The sequence below is a fragment of the Candidatus Sulfuricurvum sp. RIFRC-1 genome (assembly GCF_000310245.1).
Classification (GTDB): Bacteria; Campylobacterota; Campylobacteria; order Campylobacterales; family Sulfurimonadaceae; genus Sulfuricurvum.
This window is the reverse complement of record NC_020505.1, coordinates 935,484-954,230: the sequence shown is the minus strand read 5'-3', so window position 1 is coordinate 954,230 and position 18,747 is coordinate 935,484. Positions and strand designations below refer to the sequence as shown.

The window sequence follows — 18,747 nt, the reverse complement described above, 5'->3', positions numbered from 1 at the left end:
TTTTTGCTACGATACCGCAATTGATTTGAGAGGGAGAAAAGAGTGAGAGCAATAATGCTTTTAGTGACGTTAGCAGCGTTTTCATGGGGGGCTTCGACAAGCGGAATTGTTTTGGATAAAAAAACGGCTAAGCCGATCGCATCTGCCATTGTCATTTCGGGAAATAAAGAGTACCGAACCGATGAAAACGGTACCTTTCGAATCCCGCAAACTAATTTAGTGGGCATCCGCGCTGTAGGATATGAGCGCAAATTTTATAAAAACAGCGGGAAAATGTATCTGAACCGTGTTATCCCGAAAGCCCTGTATCTTTCAAGCTTCGGGGCAACTCACGGTAAAATCATGGGCAATGCGAAACATTTGATCTGTACTACCGAGGTAAATGCTCTCGTTATCGACATCAAAATGGACCGTGGCCAAATTGCATTTAAAACCGCAAATCCAATTGCAAATAAAATCGGGGCGCAAGAGGTGATCTTGTTTAAAGACCTCCCGAAATTTGTGGCTGATTTGAAAAAAGAGGGAATCTATACCATTGCTCGTATCGTCTCATTCAAAGATACCCCTTATATCACTGCCTATCCGCAATTCGGGGTCAAAAAAACCGACGGGACACTGTTTAAAGACAAAGAGGGACTTTATTGGGTCGATGCTTCCCGTAAAGAGTCTTGGAAATACATCATTGATATTGCCGAAGAATCGGCCAAAGCGGGATTTGATGAGATTCAATTCGACTATGTTCGATTTCCTGACCGCAAAGGGATCAAATTTTCGGTCGAAAACAACCAAGCCAACCGCGTACAAGCCATCAGCGGATTTTTGGAAAGTGCCCGTACCCGCCTGATCCCCTATAATGTCTTTATCTCAGCCGATATTTTCGGTTACGTAAGCTGGCATGATGCCGATATCGAAATCGGTCAGCGTGTCGATGCACTCGCACCGTATGTCGATTATCTCTCTCCAATGCTCTACCCGAGCGGATTTAATGCGGGAATTCCGGGATATACCAATCCGGTTGCCGCGAACTATGAAATCGTAAAACACTCTCTTGATAAAGCCCTCGAAAAATCAGGCGGTTCACCGCTCGCTTATCGACCATGGCTTCAAGCGTTTCGTGACTACGCGTTTGATCGCCGCATCTACGGTGACAAAGAGATCCGTGATCAAATCCGTGCCAGTGACGACTTCGGAAGCTGCGGATGGATTCTCTGGAATCCCCGCAACGTCTATACGGCTGCAGGCTTAATCCGTCTCGAACGTACTGCCGCTAAAAAAGTAGTAAAACCAGCTTCGTAAGTGAATACGCTCCCCATCCATGAGGTGATCCGCGATATTCGCTCCACCCTCGTATCCTACAATCGCCTTATCCTCCAAGCCCCTCCGGGGGCCGGAAAAACCACCGCTGTCCCCCTCGCTCTTTTGGATGAACCGTGGCTCAAAGAAAAACAGATCATTATGCTCGAACCCCGCCGTATCGCGGCTCGCAGTTCGGCATCACGCATGGCACAGTTACTGGGGGAAAAAGTCGGGATGCGGGTCGGATACCAAATCCGAGCCGAAAAAAAACTGAGCGATAAAACCAAAATTCTTGTCGTTACCGAGGGAATTTTGACTCGTATGCTCCAAAATAATCCCTCACTCGAACATGTTGCCCTCATTATCTTTGATGAGTTCCATGAACGCCATCTGCACAGCGATCTTTCCCTCGCCTTTGCCCTCCAGTCTCAGGAGTTTTTACGCGAAGATTTAAAGATTATGGTGATGTCGGCAACACTCGATACCCAGACATTGCAAACACTTATGGAGAATCCGCCTCTCATCACCAGCGAAGGTCGCAGTTATCCGATCACCTTAGAGTATTTACCGCCCAACAGCCCCACTGTTGAACCCAAAAAAATCGTCCCCGCACTGATGAATATACTTCAAAACAGCATTCAAAATGATGAAGGGGACATCCTCGTATTTTTACCCGGCGAGCGTGAAATCCGATCACTCGAAACCGCCCTCAAAGAGCATTGCAGAGGTATTAATCTCGATATCACACCCCTTTACGGTGAACTTTCCAAAGAGGCTCAGGAGCGAGCTATTTTCCCCTCAGCGAAGCGTAAAATCGTACTCGCCACCAACATTGCCGAAACAAGTCTCACCATCGAGGGGATCACGGTCGTCGTCGATTCGGGTCTGGAAAAAGTCCTCACCTTCGATCCCCGCAGTGGTATGGAACGGCTTATTACCCAAAAAATTTCTCGTGCTTCCGCCGATCAGCGTTCAGGTCGTGCCGGTCGTTTAAGCGAAGGGAAATGTTACCGGCTGTGGAGCGAAACTTCTCATCACGCCCTCCCTCCCCATAAAGAGCCGGAAATTCGTCTGTGCGACCTCACACCGCTCGCTTTGGAACTAAGTGCATGGGGAGATTCGGAACTCTCATGGATCACCCCACCTCCTGCAAAAGCGCTGAGTCATGGATTAGAACTTCTGAGTATCTTAGGGGCTACGGATTATAAAGGAAATATTACCCCTCACGGCAAAGCAATGATGGTTCTGGGGCTCCATCCCCGACTTGCCCACATGATTCTCATCGCCAAAACCCATGAAGCCCAGAGCGAAGCAATACTCCTTGCCGCATTGCTGAATGAACGCGATCTCTTTTCAAAAAGTACCCACCGTTCTTCCGATATGCGAGAGCGTTTTTGGATTCTATCGGATCATCTGCGTGGCAAAACAATCGCTGCCGAACTGACTCAAAACTCTGAAACCATACTCAAAACCTCAAGAGAACTATCGAACCGCCTCAACATGACGCTGCGACTATCAGAAAATTTCCCTTCATCGATGATTGCCCTTTTACTTGCCCTCGCCTATCCGGATCGAATTGCTCGTCTACGAACGCCAAAGGGGGATAAATATCTCCTCAGCAACGCTAAAGAGGCAATTTTAAGCCGTGAAGATGATTTACACGGTGAAGAGTGGCTCGTTATTTGTGAAAGCGACGGTGATTCGACGATGGCGCGTATCTATCGGTGTGCACCACTCGACATCAATCTGTTGGAACGTCATGAGCCTGAACTTTTTATGAGAGAAGAGAAGCTTAGCTGGAATAGCGAATCAAGACGGGTTGAAGCACGAGAGGTTACGAGGATTGGGGCGATCATCCTCGACTCACACCCTCTTGCTCATCCCGACACACTAGAGGTTAAACAAAAACTCTTAGAGGGGATCCGATATCATGGCTTAGAGGCTTTGACACACTCACCGCAAGCACTCTCTCTTCGCCATCGTCTCCAAGCCCTGCATCACTATTCACCTGAAAACTCTATGGGTGATTTTAGCGATGAATTTCTCCTAAGTTCTTTGGAAACATGGCTTTTACCCCATATCACTACCCAAAGCTCACTGCGAGAATGTGAATCTCTCGATCTCTACACTATTCTAGCCTCACAACTCACGTGGGAACAAACGAAACGATTAAACACCCTCTTGCCGACACACTTTAGCGCCCCCACCGGAAGTACCATTGCATTGGATTATTCTGATCCCGAAGCGGTCATTTTGGCAGTGCGGATACAGGAAGTTTTCGGTCTCACTACCCATCCGAGTATCATGGAGGGGAAAATACCTCTGCTGGTTCATTTGCTCTCCCCTGCCCGCCGTCCGATCCAAGTGACCCGTGATCTGGTCGGGTTTTGGGAGGGTTCGTACAGCGATGTCAAAAAAGAGCTCAAAGGGAGATACCCCAAACACTACTGGCCGGATGATCCGCGCAATGCTGAGGCGACGAGCAGAACAAAAAAATATATGGGCAACTAACTGTGTACCCGTTCATGGTTCGACAGGCTCACCACGAACGAAACTATATTGATAGTTTTAAATACTCACCCGATCTTCCATCGCTTTCGTGAGAGAGAGGATATCGACATTCTCCAGACTAACCCCCGTCGGAACCCCCTGCGCAATACGGCTAAAGCGTACATCGCAATCCATCAGTTTATCCTCGATGTAGAGCATAACCCCCTGATTAGCGATCGAGGGAGTAAGGGCAAAAATCACCTCTTTAATCCCGCTTTGGATAATCCCGCGTAAATGGGAAATATCGAGCTCTTCAATCGATTCAAGGACAAAATAGCGCCCGTCAAACAGAGCATTCTCTTCAAAAGTCAAAATATCTTTGGCATTTTCAACAATACAAAGGATTTCGTGATTACGCCGTTCATCACTGCAAATAGCACACAATTCGTCTTCGCTCAACCCTCCGCACGATCGACATTTTTTGAGGCTGGTGATCGCATTTTCGATCGCGTGGGCAAGTTTAAGTGCACCGAAACTGTCATGCATCACCATATGATACGCTAAACGGGTCGCGGACTTTTGTCCGATAGTTGGGAGCTGTTGGAGTGCATCAACAAGGCGGTTAAATTTTTCAAGTGATCTTTTCATAATCGATATTGTAGCAAAGGTCGTGCCATAAATAGTTTAGTCTTATTGACTCAATTAAGCTAACACTCTTTTCGACATGGTATAATTGCGCGAAAAATATGTTTTTGGAGTTATTGCGTGGAAGAAATGAGCTATTATGAGATTTTAGAGGTCACCAAAAATGCCAACGGAGACGAAATCAAAAAAGCCTACCGAAAAATGGCGAAACTTTACCATCCAGACCGTAATCCAAACGATGACAGTGCAGAGCATAAATTCAAACTCTGTAATGAAGCGTACCAAGTTTTGAGTGATGATCAACAACGTGCACGCTATGACCGTTACGGCAAAGAAGGACTGCAAGGGAGCGCGGGTCGACGAAGCAGCGGCGGCGGGTTCGATGATCTCGGAAGTATTTTCGAAGAGATGTTCAACGGCTTTGCAGGCGGCGGACGCAAACAATCGCGTGCGGCAGCGGATAAATTCCCTCTCGATATGGGTGTCGAGATGCGGGTCAGTTTCAAAGAGGCCGTTTTCGGATGCGAGAAAGAAGTAACCTTTAGCGCAAAAAGTTCATGCAAAACGTGTAAAGGGACCGGAGCTAAAGAGGGAAAAATAACTTCTTGCAGCCAATGCGGCGGTAAAGGGCAAGTCTACGTACGCCAAGGGTTTATGACGTTCTCTCAAACCTGTCCTGCTTGTCATGGTGAGGGGACGATGGCGAGTGAGAAATGCGGTGATTGTAAAGGCAAAAGCTACACGGAGACCAAAGAGAGCGTCACGATCAAAGTCCCTGCCGGAATCGATACCGGAAACCGTTTACGCGTATCGGGTCGCGGTAATATCGGTAAAAGTGGTGTGCGAGGGGATATGTACGTGACGTTTGAAGTCGAAGAAGACAGTCACTTTATCCGTAACGGAAACGACATCTACCTCGAAGTTCCGGTATTTTTCACCCAAGCCGTTTTGGGCGAAGATATTACTATCCCCTCTTTGAACGGCGAAGTCACACTCGAACTCGAAACAGGGACCAAAGACGGCCAACAATATCGATTCCGTGGTGAAGGGGTTGCCGATGTTCATGGACGCGGGAAAGGGGATTTGATCGCACAAATCCACCTCACCTACCCAAATCGGCTCAATTCCGAACAAGAAGAGCTTCTCCAAAAGCTTCAAGAGAGTTTCGGAATCGAATCCAAACCTCATGAATCCCTTTTCGAATCAACCTTCGAAAAAGTCAAAGGTTGGTTTAAATAAACAGCCGATATTATTAATATAACTAATACGTTTTTATGGAAAGGCGTTTATGAAAAAAGACAAAAAACAGCTTTTCAGAATCTTTGCAACAATTGGAGTAATATGGACGATCTTTATTGCTCTGATACTTGTCTATTTAACCTACCAAAAATATGAGCAAGTCAAAGAGCTCGCTCTGCTCGAAGCAAAAACCAGTATTAATAAAGATATTGCATTTCGAAAATGGGTGGCAACACACGGCGGTGTTTATGTCCCTATTACTGCAGAGCTACTCCCGAACCCCTATCTAAAAGTCAAACATCGCGATCTCAATACCACAACGGGAGTCCAACTTACCCTCATTAATCCAGCCTATGCATTACGTCAAATGACGGAACAATACAGCTCACTTTACGGTATCAGAAGCCATTTATCAAGCGATAAAAACATCAATCCAAAAAATATTCCTGATTCATGGGAAAAAAAATCACTCAAGACACTCCTTAAAACCAGACAAGAAGTCTATGAATTTCATACCGTTGGAAACCAAAAGTCTCTTAGCTACATGATCCCTTTCTTTATAAAATCTGAGTGTATGAAATGTCATGCCGATCAAGGATACAAGATTGGGGATATACGTGGTGCACTGACCATCACCCTCCCTATGAACCGTTATGATGACGTATTTCAAAAAGGGCTTATAACAACCGCCCTCATTTTAGTTTGGGTATGGATATTGGGCGTATTAAGCTTTCACTGGGGGTACAAATCCTCCGTATCACGAATTCAGGAAAAAATCGACTTATACGAACAAAATCTTTTTTCCCTTGTCTCCTTGATTGAACAACGCGATAACTATACGGCCGGACATGGACGGCGTGTCGGTGAATATTCACGTCTTGTTGCAGCTCAAATGGGACTTTCACAAGAGATACAAGAAGAACTCTACCGTGCCGGCGCATTACATGATATCGGTAAAGTCTCTATTCCCGATTCAATTTTACTCAAACCCGGTCTCCTTGATCCGATTGAACGGACACTCATTGAAGAACATGTGGATGCCGGTTATGCCCTTTTAAAACGGGTCGATATCTTTGCCTCGATTGCTGAAATCGTTCGATACCATCATGAACGTCTCGATGGCAGTGGATATCCCCATAAAATATCCGGTGATGCGATCCCTCTGCTCTCTCAGATTATGGCGGTATCCGACTGTTTCGATGCTATGACGACCAACCGAATCTATAAAGGGCGAAAGACGCTGCAAGAAGCGTTAGAAGAATTGAGATCCGTCCGAGGAATTAAATTCCGTGCCGATGTGATCGATGCAGCACTCATAACACTCAGTACCATCTCTTTGGAAGTTGCCCATTCTCAACGCCCTACTACCCCTATGGAGATGGAACGTTTCTCCTATTTTTACAAAGATTCCCTTACGGGACTTTATACCTCTGCCTATCTCAATTTTCTCTTTTTTGAACCGGATTTTAGCCAATATCGACAGCTATGGTTCATCAATCTCGGGAATATCGGTCACTTTAATAAAATATACGGATGGGACAAAGGGGATGATTTGCTGAAACATTATGCGCAAATGCTTCAAGAATATTGCCCACAACTACCGATTATCCGCTTTCAGGGGGATGACTTTATTATCTTTCGAAAAGATGAAGAGATACCCAATATTGATGATTTCTATGCCCAATGGCTCAAAGAGGTAGGGATAACCGTCTCGGTATCCGTTATTATGTTAGATGAAAAAATGGTTAGCAATTTAGAAACCTTACAATCATCCCTGGCGAAACGATAAAAAAGAAAATTTCGTTTAGATAACCCACTCCGACTCTTCGTTTATTGGCGGTGCAGGTATCATTTGGACAAAAGTACGTACTTCTTTAATCAGTTGAAGTTGTTTAGAGTTCAGCCATTCACGCAACAAGCTTCCATTATGCAGATCATATCCGATGGTAAAAGCCGTTTTCATCAGCGTTCCCGCTTCTAATGCGATGGTATAAAGCCAAACCGCGTGAACCGTTATTGTGATATTTGCAAAACTCAGCTCCGCATTCAGAGTTTTCCCCTTTGCTGAGGATAAAGCAATTAAAAGTGCCGCATCGTCCGTTTGAATCGATACCCCTTTTTCCGAAACATCATGTAAAGAAGAGGTATATCTTTTACCGTTAATGCTCAGCATCATTTTATCTTCCAAAGAGGCACCGTAACGTATAACCTGACGTATATGGAAACCATCTGCAACCATCTGAAGATTTTTTAACCACACTACCGATTGATTCAAATCGTATTTGCTCACTTCACCCGAAAGCATTTTTTCCCGATTGCTGCCAATGAGCCATAAAATACCGATCGCAGCTGCGGAAAGCTGTTTCTTTTCAACTCTGATCGCAATTTCCCCATTGTGAGCATGGACGATTGTACAATCTCCTTTGATCGGAATCCCCTTATACAATACTACCGATGGGAAATGGTTCTTTTCCCAATTCCCCAATGCTTTATTCAATAATTGATAAGAATCGTCACTTAGTTTGGCATCAACGGTTATTTTATCTTGACGCAGTTCTCTCAAAGAACGTGTTTTATCGATAGTATTAATCGATTCATCGGTTACGCGGACAATCACAAAAACATCGGTATTATCAAAATGTTGTTGATCGATCTGTAATATCCGATCACGATAAAGAAAAAAGCCGTTGCAAGATAAAAAATCACAAAGAGATTCGTGTGAGGCATTCTCAAGTCCGACCATATCCCCTATGATATGGATAACTTCATCACTCCCGAGATTCTGAAGAAGCAAAACCGTACGCAGATGATCATTTACAAAAAAAAGTTTATGTTCTTTAAAAAACATCACCCCAACGGGGAGATGTTTATACGCGTCAAAAAGTTCTTTTAACGCTTCGCTCATTTATCGTGTACTCCGTTTCGGATAAGCCATCGCAATAACGATAGCAATTACAGCATAGGTCCACGGTACAAAATCCGGTACCGGGACAGGGTCACCTTTTGCATACGAGTGCATACCGGCAAGATAATAGTTCACCCCGAAATAGGTCATTAACACCGCAGTAAATGCCAGTAATGATACCACACTAAAGATATAGTCACTGTAAGCGCCTTTAATCATGCGTAAGTGGATAACCACAGCATAAACCAAAATAGTTACGAGCGCCCACGTCTCTTTCGGGTCCCATCCCCAGTAACGTCCCCAACTCTCATTCGCCCAGACTCCCCCGAGAAAGTTCCCAATGGTTAGAAGGACCAAACCGACGATAAGACTCATTTCATTGATGGCATTAAGCTCTTTAATCGCGAGGTTCAAACGATTCGAATTTTTTTCATTTTTCAGGATGAAAAGTATAAGGGTAATCATCCCGAGCAACGCTCCCAAACCGAGGAAGCCGTAACTCGCCGTAATCATCGCAACGTGAATAGCCAGCCAATACGATTGAAGAACCGGAACGAGGTTTGTCACCTGAGGGTCCATCCAGTTGAGATGAGCAACAAAGAGGATAAGCCCTGTCATAATCGCCGTTGCCGCCATTGTCATCATAGAGCGTTTAGAGAAAATGAATCCGGCGAGTACGCTCGCCCACCCGATATAGATCATCGACTCATAGCCGTTTGACCACGGAGCATGTCCTGAGATGTACCAACGCATAACTAAACCTGCAGTGTGTGCCGCAAAGAAAAGAACCAACAGAGAAAAAGAGACTTTACTCAACCACTCTTCTCGGAAAGCCGGTTTGATAATTTTGATAAAAGACAAGATGAGCAATGTGAATCCGACTACGAAATACAGAGGCCATAATTGTTCGAAAACATTCGCTTTGTTGTAGAAAATCTCCACTTTTGACTTGGTATCGTTCGGATAGACACTTGCCCCGACAAATCGTTGAAATTTATCGATACGCGCTAATGCTTCATCCGCCTTCTTCCAATCACCGCTCTTCATCGCTTCATCAATCGAGCCAAAATATCCGATAGCCAAAAGACGGACCATTTCGGATTCTTTCGGACTCAAACCTTGTAAGGCTTCGATGGTTGCATCCCATTTGTGATTTTTATCATTTGCTTTAGGCCACATACGTACCAATGATCCGGTATACACCATATAGGCGACATTTACCCGTTCATCCACCTGCAACAATGCTTTATCGAACTTATCGCGTTTACCCGGTGCTTTACGGTTGGCTTCATCAACGAGCTGCGCGAGTTTGTATCCGCTGATCTCATCGGGAAATTCAAAAAACTGTGCAAATGCAGCCGTTTTAGCCCCTTCAGGGAGTCCGATCAGTTTATTGACCTCTTTGTCTCCTGTACGGATAATCGCAATCTCACGCCACGCATCGGGACGAAGCATCATCCCAAGAACCACTTGATTGGAAGAGAGCCCCATAAACGTATCGTTTCGGTTTAGTTTTGCCAAGATTTCATGGCTTAGCGTATCCATCGGTTTCATACGTCCGCTGGAATCTTGAACGATCAAATGACCGAATTTATCGGCATGCGTTTTATCAAATCCTTTGGCAACTTTAATGACCGGATTTTCATCTTCGGCAGCGATAGAGTTGGTTGTCCCCAACGCCATAACGATGATCGCCAAAGCTGCGGCTGCTTTTTTCGTATCCAAAGATTTGAGTTTTTCACCCAAAGCTGCAAATCGACCATTTTTCACGATTAATACGCCAAACATACCGATAGCAAGTAATAAATAGCCGATATAGGTAATCAGCGTCCCCGGATCACGATTAACGGAGAGAACGGTTCCGAGTTCATCCTGATCGAATGACGATTGGAAGAAACGGTACCCTTGGTAATCAAGAATATGGTTCATGTAGATACGAAAATCAAATTTTTCCTGATTGGCAGCATCGATCACACTCACTTCACTTGCGTACGATGCCGGAGACATTGATCCTGGATAACGTTCTAACTCAAAATCGCGCAATGCAACTGCAAATGGAATTTTACGTTCGATTGAGCCGTAGGCAACCTCAATGACCATATCATCCAAAGCGACCTTTTTGCCTTCTCCAATCTCTCCAACAGATCCAAGTACCACGATGCTCTCTTTTTTATCTGCACGTGAGAGCGTTAAAGTAATAGCGTCCTCTCCCTGCACCATAGGCCCTTTCGCAGGCTTCGATACCAACTGCATCGATGCTTTAGGGAGGAAATCACGGAAAACAAACCCGCTTTGGGCACTTTGGAACAAAGTACGTTTCAGTATTTCGTGTTTACCTGCATTCAAAGAAGCCGTCTGCTGAGTGTCCATACTAAGCGTCGAAAGAGCAGCCGGAGTCGTGACATACGCCTTCTCACCTTCAACACTTAACGCAATCACCGGTTTATCAAAGGTTTTGTTGGAGTCAAAATCGATTACGATATCGTTCGCTTCAACAAACTCACCTTTTTTAAGGGATACTTGCTGTGCCCCCTGTGCTCCGGTAACCATTAGGTTGAAAAGTGGAGACCCTTTTGGATCTGCAACTGCTTCATAATGGGCATCACCCATGTAGCTCTCTAGCTTCACATGAATTTGTTCGCCATCAACGTCCAAAATTCGCTCAAAATGGTTGGAAGTACGTTTCGAGAGAAAAAGATTCTCTTTGAAATCAAAAGTTTTCTCACCTTTGACTACGTTAAACGTTACGTATGGCTCAGCACTGATGATCACATCGCTGCTCTCACCTTCACGAATATGCATCGCCCCCTCATATCCCATGTAACGGGTTACCGCCGCACCGACGAGGATAATCAAAAAAGCGACATGAAAGGTAAATACGAGCCATTTACCACGACGTGCCATGTTGAAATTTATAATATTGAGCGTCAAATTGACTGCCAATAATGCAAGAAGAATCTCAAACCAACGTGCGTTATAAATATCAGCTTTGGCTGTCATAGAGCCATAATCATTTTCGACAAATGTAGCATAGCCGATTGCAACGGCAAAAACGAGCATAAGAGCTGCCATGGTTTTCATGGAGCTTAGAAATGAGAGAACTTTGTTCATGGGTAACCTATGTGAAAAATATTTGGTATTGTAGTGGGTGTTGGGTAAATATTTGTTAATTAAAAATTAATACTCAAACTCCCTCAAGCAACATAGCCTCTGCAATCCGTTTAAAGGCCGCAATATTCGCTCCGTCAACGAAGTTTCGTTCCACTCCGTACTCTTTTGCCGTGAGTGAAACCCGTTTGTATATCTGACGCATCAATTCATCGAGTTTACGATCCACTTTATCAAAATCCCATTTCTCCATTGAGGCATTTTGGGACATCTCAAACTCACTGACTGCTACCCCTCCGGCATTCGATGCTTTGCCCGGGGAAAACAACACACCTTCTTGCTGTAAGAGTGCGATGGCTTCGGGCTCCGTCGGCATATTCGCCCCTTCCACTACTGCAACGCATCCATTCTCTATTAATTTTTGTGCATCGGATACACTAAGTTCATTTTGTGTCGCACACGGAAATGCCGCGAAACACGGATAATTCCAAACCGCATGTCCGTCTTTAGGGTAATCTGATTTTTTGGTATACACAGCATGAGGGATTTCTCGAACATACCCTTCCAATGAGAGCCGTTTCCCCTCATCTTTGAGATGTCGTAATAGGGGCAAATCAATCCCGTTCGAATCATAGATCGTCCCATAACTATCACTGCATGTCACCACAATGGCACCCAACTGTTGAAGTTTTTCGATGGTATGAAGGGCGACATTCCCCGCACCGCTCACCGTACATATTTTCCCTTCCAATGCCTCTTGCAACTCTTCTTTTAACATTTCCCGTGCAAAATAGACGACGCCGTATCCCGTCGCCTGCGGACGCATGAGTGATCCGCCGAAAGCATACGGTTTGCCGCTGAGTACCCCGTCATAATTTCGGGTAATGTGTTTGTACTCTCCAAACAGGTATCCGATCTCACGGCTCCCTACTCCGATATCACCCGCCGGAACATCGACACGTGCACCGATATAAGGGTGAAGTTCACGCATAAAGGCATGACAAAACTTCATAATCTCGAAATCGCTTTTACCTTTGGGATCGAAATCACTTCCCCCCTTGGCTCCGCCGATCGGAAGACCCGTCAAAGAGTTTTTAAAAATCTGCTCGAACGCTAAAAATTTCAAAACCCCCGTCGTGACACTGGGATGAAACCGCAATCCCCCTTTGTAGGGTCCGAGAGAATTGTTAAACTGGATACGGTAGCCGTTGTTGATATGAACTTGATTGTTATCATCGAGCCATTGAACTTTAAACTGGATAACACGATCAGGAGTTACCAAACGTTCCAAAATGGCGAACTGCTCATAGCGCGGATCGCTTTTAACGATTGGCTCCAGTGAAGTAAGGACTTCACTCACCGCTTGCAGAAATGTATCATCACTCACACAATTGGATTTTTCGAGATTGGCTAAGATTTTTTCGACCATGCAACTCTCCCCATTTTGAATGTTTTTATATTCAATTTTTATTTTTGAAGCTTTTTATATTCAATTTATTATGAAATAATTTTGACATTCATCGTTTTATCATCAACTAAAAACTTTAGTTGTTCAAAACATGCGGTCTCTTTAATTAGGTAAAAGACTATAATAGCAATTGTAATTGCCCATAACATACTAAATAAAGAGCCTATCAAAAAATATTCCGATTTATCTTGATCATCCAATTCTTTATATCGTGCAATTGTCTTCAATGCTATTATTACTGCCACCAAAGACCATTCCTGAATAACAATACCAATAAAAATCGTTAAACGTTCTAATGTTCCAATTAATTGTCCATTTTTAAATGACGTTTCTGTTTCATCGTTTCGATTAAGTAATATTTTTTTACCATTTTCATTTTTAATATATTTAATTTTTAATTTTTTTGATTGTCTACTACGCTTAGAAAGAATTTTTTGAGCTATAAAATTACCAAAATTTGTCAAAATTATATATGTTAAGGCTATTAATGAAACTTCATCTAAAAATTTAAATAAAATATCTATCATCGCAATATCTCCTCGATAGAAACAAATATTTTATGAAACAATTTGTAATGCGACCTCTTTTCATACCCATAAACCGATCTCTCCGAGACTTGCATAGACTCAGCTATTTGATCAATTTCTTGATGCAATACTACTTTGCGATATAAATATTCAGATTGTTTTTTCGAAACTTTCATCTCTTCGATTTCACTTAACAATAAACCGATACTATTCAAAGCAATTTCAATATTTTTATTCTCTTGAATATAAAAGCGATAACGGTTAGAATCTTTTTTATCATTTAATATTTCATAAGTCTCTGTCAACCCTTTGCCCATCATATTGTTTGCTGAAGAGCTATTTATAACCGTTTCAATATCTCCATACCCTATTGCAAAACGAACTTTTATACTTTTATAGGTGAAGTAAATATTAAGATAATAAAGCAGTTGTAATGTTGAAGCTATATCTTTCATCACAACCTGAAATTCATCACCGATTTTTATCTGTAAAGGTGACAAAATATCTGTTGCGAATGTATCATTTGCTTTTTCAACAATTTCGTTTAGATCATTCCATAGAAGTTCAGAATCTTTTTGTCGACTCTTAATCACGTCACCCATTAAAATATATTGCATCTATAATCCTCAATGCTACTTCTTAATGAGCTCATTATAGCATTCAAAAGAAAAAAGTGGTATTTTTGAATATTTTTATATTCAATTTTAGTTTTTGAAGTTTTTTATATTCAATTTGTATTTTTGAAACTTTTTATTTTCAAAATAGAGAATTTTTTACGCCACTTGCAATTTTTTAATCTTTTGAATTGACGTTTTTTCTTGCATATAGGCTTGATACAAATCAAAATTATCCTGCAATGTCATCCAAAACTGCGGAGTCGTCCCAAAATACTCCGAGAGTTTGAGTGCCATTACCGCACTGATACCGCGTTTTTGGTTATAAAGCTCGCTCAGGGTCTTAATCCCTACTCCGAGGTCTTCTGCCATGCGTGCCTGCGTAAGCCCAAGCGGTTCGGCGAATTCGAGCTTTAGAATGATACCCGGATGGGTGGATGGTCGAATCTCTTGCATCGTTTTTCCTTTAAATATAATTCGTCATTCCCGACTTGATCGGGAATCCAGCTATGATACAAAATGTTAATGGCATGCAAAGTTTCCTCCACAAAATATTTCAAGCAAACCACTAAAAAAAAGAATGCTGAATGGTCCAATCAGACTTATTAAAGTGTATTTTTTACAATTAATAGCTGTCCATTCTTTTCGGTTTTTCCAAAAACTGATACTACCTTTAAGAATAGGAATTGGATAAACTAAAATAGAAAGTACGAGTCCAATTAAAATTAAATTTTTTTCTGATCCTGGTGCATCAAACATAAACATCATTCCAAACAAGCCAAGTGGCCAAAGCAACAAACTAAGTATCAATACGGTATGTATGAGTCCATATATTAATCTCATTTTTTTCCTTTTTGCTGGATTCCCGCCTTCGCGGGAATGACGAAAGTTATTTCAACTCACCCCAGTGATTCCCGATGTGCATCGAGGTTTTCAGCGGGACACGCAGTTCTAAAATGCTTTCCATCACCTCGACAAAACGGCGTGCATATTCCTCTGCCATATCCTCATCCACCTCAAAAATCAGTTCATCGTGAATTTGTAATAGCATTCGGGCGCGAAGAGCCTCGGTGCGGATCATCGTATCGATTTTGTTCATTGAGAGTTTGATGAGATCGGATGCAGAGCCTTGGAAGACCGTATTGACCGATTCGCGCTCATACGCCGCTTTGAGCATCGGAGTGGCAGAAGCGAAATCAAAATAACGACGGCGGTGCAAGAGCGTCTCGACGTATCCCATCTCTTTGGCTTGTTCTACGATGCCGCTGAAATATCCCTTGACACTCGGAAACGTCTCGAAATAGCGCTCGATGATCTCTTTTGCCTCTTTCGTCGTTATCCCCAGTGTATCGGAGAGCTTTTTCTGTCCCATCCCGTACAATAGACCGAAATTGACTGTTTTGGCGATGTTACGTTTACTCGCGGCTTCGGTTTCACCGAAAAGGGCTATCGCCGTTTGCATATGGATATCGTGCCCCTCATTAAAGGCGTTGACCAACACAGTGTCTTCGCTAAAATGGGCCAAAAGACGCAATTCAATCTGCGAATAGTCGATTCCGATCAGTTTTTTCCTCTTAGGGGCAATAAATGCTTCTCGGATACGCATTCCCAGTGCCGTTTTGACGGGGATGTTTTGGAGGTTTGGATTTTTAGAACTGAGCCGTCCCGTAGCCGTACCGCTCTGAACAAACGAGGTATAAATACGGGAAGCGGGATCATTTTGCGCTAACGCAATCAACGGTTCGATATACGTAGAAAAGAGCTTATGATACTCACGGTATTGAAGCAACATCGCTATGACCGGATGTTCATTTTTCAATCCTTCCAAAACCTGCTCATCCGTACTGTATCCCGTTTTGGTTTTTTTGCCGTGCGGCAATCCAAGCGTTTCAAATAGGATAACTCCCAGCTGTTTCGGAGAATTGAGATTAAAGACCGTGCCGCACGCACTGTGGATTTGCTCGGTAAGCGTTGCAATCTCTAAGGCTACCTCTTTTTTAAAGAGTTCCAATACTGCCGTATCGACGGCAATCCCCTCTCTCTCCATACCCAGTAACGTGATGGTAAACGGAAACTCAACATTAAATGCTTCATCGAGTGCTTCCTGACCCCCTTTAAGCAATAGTTGCTCACGGAGTACGTCGTAGAGACGATAGGTGATATAGGCATCTTCTCCGGCGTATTTACACGCATCCTCGATCGCTACGGAGGCGAAGTTTTCCCCTTTTTTGACTGTGTCTTTAAAATGGATCATCTCATGATTCAAAAGATTCTGAGAAAGATTATCCATAGAGAGTGAGCGTGCCGAATCGGTAAGCCACGCCAACACCATCGTGTCAGCATAAATAGAGAGACGATCCACCTCTAAAAATCGGGTAACGAAATGGAGATCAAATTTGATATTATGCCCTATGACTTTATGGGTAAAAATTTCTTTGATCGCTTTTTTGGCAGAATCGGCAGTAACCTGATTCCCAACACCAAGATAGCTGTGATTCATAGGGACGTAATACCCCGTTTTACCATCCAGACTAAAACTAAACCCGACTAAATGGTCTTTAATAGGATCGAGTCCGGTGGTTTCGGTATCAAATGCCACAAGGGTATCTTCAGAGATCGAAGCAATGATACTCATTAAATCGGCATCATGATCAATCAATACACTGCATCCATCAATACTCTCACATTGTGTCGGTATAGGGGTTTTAACCTCATTTACAACCAACGAAGGTGAAGAAGATGATTGCGACTCTTCAAACAGTGCTTTCGCTTTAAGAGTACGAAGTACCGCATTCATCTCATAATGGACCAAATCATCGTAAATCGGTAAAAACGGATTATCAAAGTGCATCGAAAACTCAGAAAAATCGAGAGTCTCAAACACATCATCTTTAAGGCGAACCAACTCACGAGAGCGGAACGCATCATCCCTATAGGTTTCCAATAGCCCTTTGATCCGAGGCGGTGTCACCTCGTCCAGCCTCGCATACATCTCATCCAATGTCCCAAACTGTTCAAGAAGCTTTTGCGCCGTTACTTTTCCAATCCCTTTAACCCCGGGGACGTTGTCGGCAGTATCTCCAATCAGGGATTGATAATCAATAAACTGACGCGGATGAACCCCGTATTTTTCATCGCAATGGCGTTCATTCATCACTTTTTTGCTGATCGCATCGACCAATACAACCCGATCGTCATCGATCAGCTGATAGAGGTCTTTATCGTGGGAAACAACGCGTACCAAGAATCCGTGTTGTCGCGCTGCTCTCACAACCGAAGCAATCATATCATCCGCTTCATAGCCGCTCATGGAAAGCGATTTATACCCCATTTTATCGATCCAATCAATCGCGATGGGAAGTTGCATGACCAACTCTTCGGGTGCCGGAGAGCGGTTGGCTTTATAATTGGGGTCAATTTCGGCACGGAAGCTCGGCCCTTTTGCATCGAGGGCAAATATCAGATAATCACTGCTGTGATCTTTGTGCAAAGAGGCGATAAAGTTGATAAATCCGGTCAAAAGACCGGTAGGAAAACCGTGTTTATTTTTGAGCGGAGGAAGAGCATAAAAACTGCGGAAAAAAAATCCAAACGTATCGATAATGGTAACGACTTGCTGCGCCATTAATCGACTTTAGTTCACGTGCAATTTATCAAGAATCGAGTCAATCGCCGCTTGAAGTTTTGTCACATCATATCCTGCTGCTTCTGCCTTTTTAAGTCCAAAAGCTACTCCGTGTTCTCCGAACGGATCATTGATCGGAATGATGGTTTTCACAATATGAAGAGCCGTAGAAAACTCTTTGATCTCTTCAGGAGCATTTTCAGGATTATCGGAGTATTCAATCATCTCAACGAACTCTTTATCGAAATTCCAGTGGGTAAAGATCGCTGCTGTTACCGTTGCCGTCGTCTCTTGGATGTATGAGCGCTCAACAGAGGCGATGTCGATAGCCGAATCAATATCAGCCTTAAAATTTGTTGCCAAATCTTCTTGAATGACATCGCTGGCAATAATAATTTTTCCGGTCTCTTGTAAAAATGACGCAAGAAAAAGCTTATCCGCTTTTGCACGGTCGATTTTAGTATACCAGTTGTGCATCAAGGCCGCCTGCATCGATGAAATCTCAGCAAAATGGTCTGAAGTGATTCCATACGGTTCCATATCAACATTCAACAGTTTTCGTACCGAATTGCCAAGTCCGATTGAACGGGTCATACTCATCCCGAACAATGCGACCGCTTGACCGACATTGTTGATCTCTCGACGAAAGCTGTAAAGGGGTGAATTTGCCGCTTTGAGTAAGTTTGCAACGATCATCGGATCGGTCTCAACGGTTTTCACCAAATCATGAATCGATGAATTGGGATCGTTGCATACCCGCTGCATATCAATAACGGTTTTAGGAAGCGGAGGCAAAGATTTAATACTGTTTATAATCGAGCTTTTCATTA

At 43.4% G+C, this 18,747-nt stretch carries 14 protein-coding genes; 4 read left to right on the top strand and 10 right to left on the bottom strand.

The features are described from left to right. Nucleotides 1-42 precede the first annotated feature (42 nt). Both B649_RS04920 and hrpB read left to right on the top strand, forming a co-directional pair. A complete protein-coding gene (locus tag B649_RS04920; protein WP_051013646.1) occupies nt 43-1,296 on the top strand; it encodes a putative glycoside hydrolase in 1,254 nt (417 codons plus the stop codon). Continuing rightward, a complete protein-coding gene (gene hrpB / locus B649_RS04915) occupies nt 1,297-3,807 on the top strand; it encodes an ATP-dependent helicase HrpB (RefSeq protein WP_015653408.1) in 2,511 nt (836 codons plus the stop codon). A 57-nt stretch (nt 3,808-3,864) separates the two neighbouring features. Here hrpB and recR read toward each other — a convergent pair whose 3' ends face one another. Continuing rightward, entirely contained in the window at nt 3,865-4,434 is a 570-nt protein-coding gene (gene recR, locus B649_RS04910; RefSeq protein WP_015653407.1) for a recombination mediator RecR, read from the bottom strand. A 117-nt stretch (nt 4,435-4,551) separates the two neighbouring features. Between recR and dnaJ the strand changes: the two genes are divergently transcribed. Together dnaJ and B649_RS04900 are read left to right on the top strand one after the other, a co-directional pair. After that, nucleotides 4,552-5,670: a molecular chaperone DnaJ gene (gene dnaJ, locus B649_RS04905; RefSeq protein WP_015653406.1), complete on the top strand. Its 1,119-nt coding sequence runs from the start codon at nt 4,552-4,554 to the stop codon at nt 5,668-5,670. A gap of 49 nt (nt 5,671-5,719) precedes the next feature. Then, a complete protein-coding gene (locus B649_RS04900) occupies nt 5,720-7,459 on the top strand; it encodes an HD domain-containing phosphohydrolase (RefSeq protein ID WP_015653405.1) in 1,740 nt (579 codons plus the stop codon). Nucleotides 7,460-7,474: 15 nt separating this feature from the next. On the opposite strand, the gene B649_RS04895 is transcribed toward B649_RS04900, so the two are convergent. The 9 genes from B649_RS04895 to B649_RS04855 all read right to left on the bottom strand — a co-directional run bounded on the left by B649_RS04895 (nt 7,475) and on the right by B649_RS04855 (nt 18,745). Next, complete coding sequence (locus B649_RS04895; protein ID WP_015653404.1) at nt 7,475-8,575, bottom strand: hypothetical protein; 1,101 nt, start codon at nt 8,573-8,575, stop codon at nt 7,475-7,477. Continuing rightward, nucleotides 8,576-11,686: a cytochrome c biogenesis protein CcsA gene (gene ccsA / locus B649_RS04890; protein WP_015653403.1), complete on the bottom strand. Its 3,111-nt coding sequence runs from the start codon at nt 11,684-11,686 to the stop codon at nt 8,576-8,578. Nucleotides 11,687-11,759: 73 nt separating this feature from the next. Continuing rightward, nucleotides 11,760-13,112 (bottom strand): NADP-specific glutamate dehydrogenase, encoded by a 1,353-nt coding sequence (gene gdhA, locus B649_RS04885; protein WP_015653402.1) that lies wholly within the window; start codon nt 13,110-13,112, stop codon nt 11,760-11,762. Between the two features lie 68 nt (nt 13,113-13,180). Continuing rightward, nucleotides 13,181-13,678: a hypothetical protein gene (locus tag B649_RS12135; RefSeq protein ID WP_015653401.1), complete on the bottom strand. Its 498-nt coding sequence runs from the start codon at nt 13,676-13,678 to the stop codon at nt 13,181-13,183. Next, entirely contained in the window at nt 13,675-14,295 is a 621-nt protein-coding gene (locus tag B649_RS04875; RefSeq protein ID WP_015653400.1) for a SatD family protein, read from the bottom strand. Before B649_RS04875 ends, B649_RS12135 begins: the two co-directional genes overlap by 4 nt. A gap of 156 nt (nt 14,296-14,451) precedes the next feature. Continuing rightward, the gene (locus B649_RS04870) at nt 14,452-14,748 is read right to left on the bottom strand and encodes a HigA family addiction module antitoxin (RefSeq protein WP_015653399.1); all 297 of its coding nucleotides are present in this window, start codon (nt 14,746-14,748) and stop codon (nt 14,452-14,454) included. A 66-nt stretch (nt 14,749-14,814) separates the two neighbouring features. Beyond that, entirely contained in the window at nt 14,815-15,135 is a 321-nt protein-coding gene (locus B649_RS04865) for a hypothetical protein (protein ID WP_015653398.1), read from the bottom strand. A gap of 46 nt (nt 15,136-15,181) precedes the next feature. Further along, a complete protein-coding gene (polA, locus tag B649_RS04860) occupies nt 15,182-17,917 on the bottom strand; it encodes a DNA polymerase I (RefSeq protein ID WP_015653397.1) in 2,736 nt (911 codons plus the stop codon). 9 nt (nt 17,918-17,926) lie between these two features. Then, on the bottom strand, nt 17,927-18,745 hold the full coding sequence (locus B649_RS04855) for an HDOD domain-containing protein (protein WP_015653396.1): 819 nt from the start codon (nt 18,743-18,745) through the stop codon (nt 17,927-17,929). Between the last annotated feature and the right edge of the window lie 2 nt (nt 18,746-18,747).